General features: G+C 74.0%; 7 protein-coding genes. 3 read left to right on the forward strand and 4 right to left on the reverse strand.

Annotated features, from left to right (window positions below):
- The first annotated feature begins 11 nt into the window (after positions 1-11).
- Both ACN6LD_RS16105 and argG read left to right on the forward strand, forming a co-directional pair.
- Positions 12-2,174, forward strand: coding sequence for an MMPL family transporter (locus ACN6LD_RS16105; protein WP_319189388.1), 2,163 nt, complete (start codon positions 12-14; stop codon positions 2,172-2,174).
- A 27-nt stretch (positions 2,175-2,201) separates the two neighbouring features.
- On the forward strand, positions 2,202-3,656 hold the full coding sequence (gene argG, locus ACN6LD_RS16110) for an argininosuccinate synthase (RefSeq protein ID WP_319189390.1): 1,455 nt from the start codon (positions 2,202-2,204) through the stop codon (positions 3,654-3,656).
- A gap of 159 nt (positions 3,657-3,815) precedes the next feature.
- Here argG and ACN6LD_RS16115 read toward each other — a convergent pair whose 3' ends face one another.
- Together ACN6LD_RS16115 and fmt are read right to left on the reverse strand one after the other, a co-directional pair.
- The gene (locus tag ACN6LD_RS16115) at positions 3,816-5,243 is read right to left on the reverse strand and encodes an RsmB/NOP family class I SAM-dependent RNA methyltransferase (RefSeq protein WP_319195921.1); all 1,428 of its coding nucleotides are present in this window, start codon (positions 5,241-5,243) and stop codon (positions 3,816-3,818) included.
- Positions 5,244-5,408: 165 nt separating this feature from the next.
- Positions 5,409-6,341 carry a methionyl-tRNA formyltransferase gene (fmt, locus tag ACN6LD_RS16120; protein ID WP_445043512.1) on the reverse strand — a complete coding sequence of 311 codons (933 nt, stop codon included), beginning with the start codon at positions 6,339-6,341 and terminating at the stop codon, positions 5,409-5,411.
- Positions 6,342-6,561: 220 nt separating this feature from the next.
- Between fmt and ACN6LD_RS16125 the strand changes: the two genes are divergently transcribed.
- Complete coding sequence (locus tag ACN6LD_RS16125) at positions 6,562-7,110, forward strand: hypothetical protein (RefSeq protein WP_445043513.1); 549 nt, start codon at positions 6,562-6,564, stop codon at positions 7,108-7,110.
- Positions 7,111-7,506: 396 nt separating this feature from the next.
- Here the strand turns inward: ACN6LD_RS16125 and ACN6LD_RS16130 are convergent, their stop codons facing one another.
- Positions 7,507-9,687: a primosomal protein N' gene (locus ACN6LD_RS16130; protein ID WP_445043514.1), complete on the reverse strand. Its 2,181-nt coding sequence runs from the start codon at positions 9,685-9,687 to the stop codon at positions 7,507-7,509.
- A 295-nt stretch (positions 9,688-9,982) separates the two neighbouring features.
- The coding region (locus tag ACN6LD_RS16135; protein ID WP_445043515.1) for a methionine adenosyltransferase domain-containing protein at positions 9,983-10,406 on the reverse strand (424 nt) is incomplete at its 5' end.

Here is a 10,406-nt window from a genome sequence, read left to right on the forward strand (position 1 = left end):
GGGGGGTGGTCATGACCGGCGATCGCGGTATCGCTCACCTCGTCTGCGGGCGGCGTGCGAAGTGGCTGGTACTGGCCCTGTGGGTGGTGGTGCTGTTCCTGACCGCGCCCTTCGCGCAGAAGCTCGCCGACGCGCAGGACAACGACGCGGCCTCCTGGCTGCCGGGCTCGGCGGAGTCCACCCAGGTCCTGGAGATCTCCAAGGACTTCCGCCCCGAACAGATCCCCGCCGTCGTCGTGTACGCCCGTGACGGCGGCCTGACGGTGCAGGACCGGGCCGCGATCGACCGGGACGCGGCCGAGCTCAGGGGGCTCGGCGACCACGGCATCCGGGGCGCCGAGACCCGCGGCCCCGTCTACGACCGTGCGACCGATCCGCGCGCCGCGCAGATCTTCGTGCCCATCACCATGGACGAGAGCGGCTGGCAGCGCATCGCCCCGGCCGTCGACTCGATCCGTGACGTCGTCGGCGACGGCGGCGACGGACTGGCCGTGCACATCACCGGCCCCGGCGGCACGTCGGCGGACTTCTCGAAGGCCTTCGAGGGCATCGACTCCACGCTGCTGGTGTCGGCGATGGCGGTGGTCGTCGTCATGCTCCTGATCACGTATCGCAGCCCCAGTCTTCTGCTCGTCCCGGTGATCGGCGTGGTCGCCGCCCTGTTCACCGCGCAGGCGCTCATCTACTTCCTCGCCCAGCACGCGGGCCTCACGGTGAACGGGCAGAGCGCCGGCATCCTGACCGTGCTCGTGTTCGGCGCGGGCACCGACTACGCCCTGCTGCTGGTGGCCCGCTACCGGGAGGAGCTGCGCCGTCACGAGGACCGGCACGAGGCGATGGCCCTGGCCCTGCACCGCGCGGGCCCCGCGGTCCTGGCGTCGGGCGCCACGGTCGTCCTGAGCATGCTGGTGCTGCTGGCCGCGGAGATGAACTCCACGCGCGGCCTCGGCCCGGTCGCGGCCATCGGGGTGGCGGTGGCGCTGATCGCGATGATGACGCTCTTCCCGGCCCTGCTGGTCATCTGCGGTCGCTGGATCTTCTGGCCGGTGATCCCGCACTTCGGCTCGGACGAACCGACCGAGCGCGGCGTCTGGGCCCGCACGGGCCGGAGTTTCGCCCGCCGCCCGCGCATGATCTGGGCCGTGACGGCTCTTGTGCTGGCGGTCTGCTCGCTCGGCCTGATCCAGTTGCGCGCGGAGGGCATCAGCAACGCCGACGCCTTCACCGGCACACCGGACTCGATCACCGGCCAGAAGGTGTCGGCCCGGTACTTCCCCGCCGGCAGCGGGGACCCGCTGATGATCGTCGCCGACCAGGTCCGAGCCGGGGAGGTGCGGCGGGCGGTCGCCGCGACCGAAGGCGTCGTGCCGACCTCCCTCGGGGTGCCGCCGGGCGCGAAACCCGTGCACGAGGGCCAGGTGCTCTTCGAGGCGACCATGACCGCGCCGGCGGACAGCGAGGCCGCGAAGCAGACCGTGGAGCGGGTCCGGGACGCGGTGCACGAGGTGCCCGACGCCGACGCCCTGGTGGGCGGCGGCACGGCGGCCCTGCTGGACATGGACAAGGCGACGACGCACGACAACCTTCTGATCATTCCGCTGGTCCTGGTCGTGGTCCTGCTGATCCTGTGCGGGCTGCTGCGCGCCCTGATCGCCCCGCTCGTGCTGGTGGGGACGGTGATCCTGTCCTTCGCCGCGGCCCTCGGCATCAGCGCGCTGGCGTTCCGCCATGTCTTCGACTACGCGGGCGAGGCCACCGACTTCCCCCTGTTCGTCTTCGTGTTCCTGGTGGCCCTGGGCATCGACTACAACATCTTCCTGACCACCCGCATCCGCGAGGAGGCCGCCCGACAGGGCACCCGCGCGGGCGTGGTGACGGGCCTGGCGGCGACCGGCGCCGTGATCACCTCGGCGGGCCTGGTGCTGGCCGGCACCTTCGCCGCCCTCGGCACGCTGCCGATGGTCGCCTTCGCGGAGATCGGCTTCGCGGTGGCCCTGGGTGTGCTCCTGGACACCTTCATCGTGCGGTCGGTGCTGGTCACGTCGCTGTTCCTCGACATCGGTCCGAAGGTGTGGTGGCCGCACCGGCTGTCCCGGGAGACGGCCGGGCGCCCGGAGGCGGCCCCAGGGGACGGGCCCCCCGGAACAGTCCGGAAGGACGAGCCCTTTGCATGACCATGCGAGTTCATGCATAATCTTCCTATGTCCAAGGTCCTCACCTCCCTTCCCGCCGGCGAGCGCGTCGGCATCGCCTTCTCCGGCGGGCTCGACACCTCCGTCGCGGTCGCGTGGATGCGCGACAAGGGCGCCGTCCCGTGCACCTACACCGCCGACATCGGTCAGTACGACGAGCCCGACATCGCCTCGGTGCCCGGCCGCGCGAAGACCTACGGCGCCGAGATCGCGCGCCTGGTCGACTGCCGCGCCGCGCTGGTCGAGGAGGGCCTTGCCGCGCTCACCTGCGGGGCGTTCCACATCCGCTCGGGCGGGCGCTCCTACTTCAACACCACCCCGCTCGGCCGTGCCGTCACCGGCACCCTCCTGGTCCGGGCGATGCTCGAGGACGACGTCCAGATCTGGGGCGACGGCTCGACCTTCAAGGGCAACGACATCGAGCGGTTCTACCGCTACGGCCTGCTCGCCAACCCGCACCTGCGGATCTACAAGCCCTGGCTCGACGCGGACTTCGTGACCGAGCTCGGCGGCCGCAAGGAAATGTCGGAGTGGCTCGTCGCCCATAACCTGCCCTACCGGGACAGCACGGAGAAGGCGTACTCCACCGACGCCAACATCTGGGGCGCCACCCACGAGGCCAAGACGCTGGAACACCTGGACACCGGCGTCGAGACCGTCGAGCCCATCATGGGCGTGCGGTTCTGGGACCCGTCGGTCGACATCGCCGCCGAGGACGTGACGATCGGCTTCGACCAGGGCCGCCCGGTGACGGTCGACGGCAAGGAGTTCGCCTCCCCCGTGGACCTGGTGATGGAGGCCAACGCCATCGGCGGCCGGCACGGCCTCGGCATGTCCGACCAGATCGAGAACCGCATCATCGAGGCCAAGAGCCGCGGCATCTACGAGGCGCCCGGCATGGCCCTGCTGCACGCGGCCTACGAGCGCCTGGTCAACGCGATCCACAACGAGGACACCGTCGCCCAGTACCACAACGAGGGCCGGCGCCTCGGCCGCCTCATGTACGAGGGCCGCTGGCTGGACCCGCAGGCGCTGATGATCCGCGAGTCGCTCCAGCGCTGGGTCGGCGCGGCCGTCACCGGCGAGGTGACCCTGCGGCTGCGGCGCGGTGAGGACTACTCGCTCCTCGACACCACCGGTCCGGCGTTCAGCTACCACCCGGACAAGCTGTCGATGGAGCGCACCGAGGACTCCGCGTTCGGCCCGGTGGACCGGATCGGCCAGCTCACCATGCGCAACCTGGACATCGCCGACTCCCGCGCCAAGCTGGAGCAGTACGCCGGCCTCGGTCTGATCGGCACCGGCAGCCCCGCCATCGGCGCGGCGCAGGCGGCCGCCACCGGCCTCATCGGCACCATGCCGGAGATGCCCGAGGGCGGCGCCGAGGCGATCGCCTCCCGCGGCGAGGTCTCGGAGGACGACGCGCTGCTGGACCGCGCGGCGATGGAGTTCGGCACGGACTGACCCCGCCGGGGCACTCGTCCACGAGGAAGCCGGCCGCACACCGTGGGTGTGCGGCCGGCTTCTTCGCGAGCCCGTACGGACATCGGCCGGTCTTGCGCACGGCTCGCGCTGACGTCAGCCGGCTTTCCTCACGGTTCGCGCGCGGAAAGCAGGCCGGCCTCAGCCGGTCTTCCTGATCAGAGCCAGGTACATGGCGTCGGTGCCGTGCAGATGCGGCCACAGCTGGACGTCCGGTCCCTCGCCCAGCGCCGGGACGCCCGGCAGCAGCGGCCGCGCGTCGATCAGCTCGGCCTGCGGGTACTGCTTGAGGATGTCGGACACCACGGCCCGGGTCTCGGCGAGATGCGGCGAGCAGGTGGCGTACCCGACGACGCCCCCGACCCGGACGGACTCCAGCGCGGTCCGCAGCAGCCCGCGCTGCAGCGGAGCGAACCCGTCGAGGTCCTGCGGCCTGCGCCGCCACCGCGCCTCGGGGCGCCTGCGCAGCGCGCCGAGACCCGTGCACGGCACATCCATCAGCACCCGGTCGAAGGACCCGGGCCGCCACGGCGGACGCGTGCCGTCGGCGGCGATGACCTGAGAGCGACCGGGATCGCCGGCCAGGGCCTTGGCGACCAGTCCCGCCCGGTGCGGCTGCTTCTCGGCCGCGAGCAGCAGGGCCCCCCGCTCGGCGGCGAGAGCGGCGAGCAGCGCGGCCTTGCCGCCGGGCCCGGCACAGCCGTCCAGCCACTTCGTGTCGGGCCCCTCGAGCGGCGCGGCGGCCAGGGCGAGCGCCACGAGCTGGCTGCCCTCGTCCTGCACCCCGGCCCGCCCGTCCCGTACGGCGTCGATGGCGCCGGGCTCGCCGCCCTCGGTGAGCCGCACGGCGTAAGGCGACCAGCGCCCGGCGACGGCCGCGTCCTCCCGGAGCAGCTCCTCGGTCGTGGCGCGTCCGGGCCGGGCGACGAGCGTCACCTCGGGCCGCTCGTTGTCGGCCTCCAGCAGGTCCTCGATGCCGGCCCGCCCGCCGCCCAGGGAGTCCCACAGCGCGGAGACCACCCAGCGCGGGTGCGAGTGCACGACGGCGAGGTGGTCCTCGGGGTCGTCGTCGTAGGGCGGTGCGACCTTCTCGATCCACTCGTCCAGATCGTGCTGGGCGACCTTGCGCAGCACGGCGTTGACGAACTTCGCGCGCCCGTCGCCGAGCACGACCCGCGCGAGGTCCACCGAGGCGGACACGGCCGCATGGGTCGGGATGCGCGTCCCGAGGAGCTGGTGCACACCGAGGCTCAGGACGTCGAGGACCGGCGGATCCACCTCGCGCAACGGCCGGTCGACGCACGCGGAGATGACGGCGTCGTACGTCCCCTGCCGGCGCAGCGTCCCGTAGACCAGCTCGGTGGCGAGGGCCGCGTCGCGCCCGTCGAACTTCTCGGGCCCCTCCTTCTCGCGCGCTTTGCGCAGCAGCGGCGGCAGCACGAGGTTGGCGTAGGCGTCCCGTTCGTCCACGGCACGCAGGGCCTCGAAGGCCAGCATGCGGACGGGGTCCTTCTGGGGCCGACGGTAGGGCTTGCCCGGCTTACGGGGACGTGGGGGCTGCTCGCTCACGAGAAAGGTGCTCCGGATGACTGAAGGGAAAGGTGCGTCGAGAGGGACATCGGGGCGACGGCTCGCGCAGGCGCGCCGCATCGGGGGGCGCGTCGGAGAGGGCCCGTCGAGGGGAGACAGGGACTGCGGAAAACGGGTGCGTCCAGCGTACGTCGGCTGCCCGGGCTACACCCCGACGGCCTCTCCGTCCCCGATCCGGACGCCCCGCGCCCAGTCGGCGGCCCGCATCGGCTTCTTGCCCTGCGCCTGCACCCACAGCAGCTCGACGGCGTACGAGCCGGTGCCGACGTGCACGCTGTTCTTGCCCACCGCGAGCGCGCCCGGGGCGAGGTCGGTCCGCTCGGGGACGAGCCGGACCTGGATGAGCTTGAGCCGTTCACCGCGGAAGGTGGTCCACGCCCCGGGGGCCGGGGTGCAGCCCCTCACCACGCGGTCGACGCGCAGGGCCGGCGTGACCCAGTCGACCTGGGCGTCCTCGACGGTGATCTTCGGCGCGAGGCTGATCCCGTCACCGGGCTGCGGCATGGCCTTGAGGGTGCCGTCCTCGATCCCGTCCATGGTCGCGGCGAGGAGTCCGCTCCCGGCGAAGGCGAGCCGGGTGAGCAGGTCGCCGCTGGTGTCGGTGGGGCGGATCTCCTCCGTGACCGTCCCGTACACCGGCCCGGAGTCGAGCCCTTCCTCGATGAGGAAGGTGGCGGCGCCGGTGATCTCGTCCCCGGCCATGACGGCGTGCTGCACCGGAGCGGCGCCGCGCCAGGCGGGCAGCAGCGAGAAGTGCAGGTTGACCCATCCCCGCGCCGGGATGTCCAGCGCCACCCGGGGCAGCAACGCCCCGTAGGCCACGACGGGACAGCAGTCCGGCGCGATCTGCCGCAGCCGCTCCAGGAACTCCGGCTCCCGCGGCCTGACGGGCTTCAGCACCTCGATGCCGGCCTCCTCGGCCCGCTGGGCCACGGGCGAGGCGACCAGCCTGCGTCCCCGCCCCGACGGCGCGTCGGGTCGCGTGACGACAGCGGCCACCTCGTGCCGCCCGGAGGCGATGAGAGCGTCCAGGGCGGGAACGGCGACCTCGGGGGTACCGGCGAAGACGAGCTTCATGAGTGGGCGGTGCCTCTCGAAAGGACGAACGACGGGCAACACACAAGTTTATGCCGCCGACGAAACCCCGGAACCCGCCCGGGCCGGCCGCCCGACCCCTCCCGACAGGGGGCGTACGCATATGCCCATACGCCCCCACACCGTGACCAGCGGAGCGAACCCGCGTTGGTCAAGAAAGAGTTGACACACCTTCTTCAACGCCGGTTCGAGAGGCTTGTTCATGGCCGACCATGCAACCCACGACGCCCAGGCCCGGGCCAGCCTGCACTTGCTGGTGCGGGACATCGAGCGCGTCCGCCGGCAGGTGGACGCACTGCGCACCCTCACCGCGCAACTGGGCAACGTCTACCGCCCCCGCCGCTCCGGCCCCTCCACGGGCTTCGTCGTCTACGGCCGCGCCCCCGCCCCGACGGTCCGACTCGCCCAGGAACTGCGGGACAGCGTCGAGACGCTGGTGACCGCTGCGGTGGACTTCGACCGTTCGCTGGGGTTCTCGTGGGACGCGGTGGGCTCCGCGCTCGGGGTCACCAAGCAGGCGGTGCACCGCCGTTACGGCGCCCGCCGCGCGGCCGCCGCCCAGGCGGCCACCGCCGAGGTGGAGCGGCCGACGGAGCCGGCCGGCGCGCGCACGCTCAGCGTGACCACGAGCATCCCCACCGTTCCCACGGTCCCCGCCGCCCGCTCGATGCCGACCCAGCCGACGGCCGGCAGCCCGTCCCTGCGCGACGAGGCGAGGCCGACCGCCTTCCCCGGCCCCCGCAACGGCTGACACGGGCACCGCGCCTCCCCCGCCCACCTGCCCTCTCGGACACCTCCGAGAGGGCAGTCGCATATCTGCGAGAGGGCAGTCGCATATCGCCGCGAGCGGTCCCGGCATACCGCTCCCCGGTGCCGCGCCGTCACCGCCCTTCGCCCTCGGAGCCGTCGCACCGACCCCTCCCCGGGCGACGGCGGTCACGCTGCCGCGGACCGCCCACCACGGCAGGACGCACCGCCGTCGAGCCGCCCCCTCGGCTCCGGAGACGGCGCGCCGGGAGGCGTGGACCCACCGGACGGGGGCCGGTAGGCGTAGGGCACCAGGCGGCGGGGCCGGGAGTTGTGGAACATCAGACGGCGGACCGGGGGGCGTGGACCACGCCTACGGGCCGACCGCGGCGGCCTCTCCCTACCCGATGTCCGGCGGGTCGATCCGTACCCGGACGGCCTCTTCCGCGCCCCGCCCGGACCGCCCTGCCCCGCCCGTCCTGGCCATCCGCGCCGCCTGCGCCGCCTTCAACGCGGCGGCGAGTGCGGCGCCGCTCCCCGGCGGCACCCGGATCAGCGCCCGCTCCCACTGCTCCCCGGGCGGCGGCGCCCCCGGACGGCGGGGCCGCCCGGGAGGCTCCGCCGGAACCGGGACCGGTCCCAGCAACTCCGCCTCGCCCGGCAGGTCGACGGCGGCGAGGAACGCGGTCAGCGCCTCCGCCGTCCCCGACACCGCCGCCATCCGCGACACCGGCGGAAAGCCCAGCTCGGCCCGTTCGGAGAGCTCCCGCACCGCGTGTCCCACGGGATCCCAGCGCACCAGCGCCTGCACCGGCCGCAACGTCGGCTCGGCGACCACGACCACCGTCCCGCCGTCGCCCTGCGGCCGGACGAGGGCGGCGGCGGCGACCCAGCGGCGCAGCGCGTCCTCCCCGGCCCGCAGGTCGGGCCGGCCCAGCATGGCCCAGCCGTCCAGCAGCAGGGCCGCCGCGTACCCGCCCTCGGCGACCGGCTCGGCGCCCGGCGTGGACACCACGAGCGCGGGCGACCCGGGCACGGTGTCCAGCACATGCTCGCGCCCCGACGTCCGCACCGGAACGGCGGGGAACGCCCGCCCCAGCTCCTCCGCCGTCCGCCGTGCGCCCACGACCTGGGCCCGCAGCCGGAACGAGCCGCACTCGGGACAGTGCCAGGCGCCCTCCTCACGCCCGCACCAGCCGCACCACAGAGCGCCGCCGTCCCGCGCCTCCAGCGGTCCGCAACAGTGCCGGCACCGGGCAGCGGCCCGGCACTGCGCACAGGCCATCCGCGGCACGTAACCGCGTCGCGGCACCTGCACCAGCACCGGCCCTTTCTTCAATCCCTCCCGGACCGCCTGCCAGGCGAGGGTCGGCAGGCGGGCGGCCCGGGCCGCCTCGTCCCGGGCGAGATCCTGGTCGCCCACGGTCCGCACCAGCGGAGCGGTGCGCCGCACCTGCTCCCGCGAGGCGACCAACGGCCGGGCCCACCCGCTCTCGACGAGCTGGGCGCCCTCCACGGTGCAGCTCCAGCCGCCCATCAGAAAGCCGCACCTGTCCTGAGCCGCCCTCAGCAGCAGCACCTCACGCGCGTGGGGCTGCGGCGCGTGCAGCTCGCTGTGGGTGTCGTCCCCGTCGTCCCAGAGGGCGAGCAGCCCGAGGTCCCGGACCGGCGCGAACATCGCGGCCCGGGTCCCGACGACCGCCCGCACCGACCCGCGCCGCACGGCGAGCCACTCCCGGTAGCGCTTCTCGGGACCGGCGTCCGCGGTGAGCAGCGCGTGCCGCCCCTCCCCCAGCGCGGCCGTCAGCGCGGCGTCGACCCGGGCGGCGGCCCGTCCGTCGGGGACGACGACCAGCGCTCCGCGCCCCGAGGCGAGTGTCGCGGCGACCGCCCGCGCCAGCTCCTCGCTCCACTCGGGCCCGGGCAGCGCGTTCCACACCGCGCGCGGCGCTCCGCCGGACGCCAGGGACTCGAGGAACGCGCCGCCGCGCTCGTACCGGTCCCAGGAACCGGGCGCCGGCGGGCCGGGGGGCGGCAACGGCGCGGGCGAGGGCCGCTGCTCGGCCCGGGCGTTGCGCGGCGGGACGGCGAGCTGCAGCACGTCGGCCAGGCTGCCCGCGTACCGGTCGGCGACGGCCCGCGCCAGTCCCAACAGCTCCTGGCTCAGCACCCGTTCGGGCGACACCACCTGGGCGAGCGCCGCGAGCGGCCCTGAGTAGTCGGACGCGGCGCGCCGCTCGATGAGGAAGCCGTCGATGAGGCCCCCGCCCTCGCGGCGCCCCTCCCGCACCCGCCCGCGCCCCGCTCCGAAGCGGACCCGCACCCGCACCCCCGGCTGGGCGTCGGCGTCGAGTTCGGCCGGCACCGCATAGTCGAAGTACCGGTCCAGATGCAGCACTCCCTTGTCGACGAGCACCCGCGCGACCGGCAACTCCTCGGCCAGCGCGGCCCCCCGCCAGGTCCGGGGCTTGGCCCGCGGCGCCTTGGCCTGCCGGACGCTCTCCCGGATCAGCGCGAGCTGCTCCGGCGGCGCGCCCTCCCCGGCCGCACCACCGCCCCCCTGCCCGTTCTCGCTGCTCACACCTGCATTCTTACCAAACCCCACTGACAACCGAGGGCGCCCCGAAGGCGCCCCCATGTCGTCCTCCCGAGATCAGGCCGGCCGCGGCAGGGGCCCCTGCCCGGTTTCACCGCACGCCCCAAGGCGCGCTCCACCGAAGTAGCCGCGGCCTTCGCGCCGGAAGATCACCAGCCTGGAAAGGCCACGCCCCTGCCGCGAGCCGTTTTCCGCCCTGTCCGCCCTCTCGCGGGACGCGTAGCGGCCCGGCACTCCAGGGGAGAGCCGGGCCGCTAGGAGTCGCCGTGGCGACCGAGTGCTACAGGCCCGCGGCCTTGCGCAGCGCGTCCACGCGGTCCGTGCGCTCCCACGTGAAGTCGGGCAGCTCACGGCCGAAGTGGCCGTACGCGGCGGTCTGCGCGTAGATCGGGCGCAGCAGGTCGAGATCGCGGATGATCGCGGCCGGGCGGAGGTCGAAGACGTCGTCGATGGCCTTCTCGATCTTCTCGACGTCGACCTTGGCCGTGCCGAAGGTCTCGACGAACAGACCGACCGGCTCGGCCTTGCCGATCGCGTAGGCGACCTGGACCTCGCAGCGGGCCGCCAGTCCGGCCGCCACCACGTTCTTCGCCACCCAGCGCATCGCGTACGCGGCCGAGCGGTCGACCTTGGAGGGGTCCTTGCCCGAGAAGGCGCCGCCGCCGTGACGGGCCATGCCGCCGTAGGTGTCGATGATGATCTTG

Source organism: Streptomyces sp. SAS_272 (assembly GCF_052543235.1).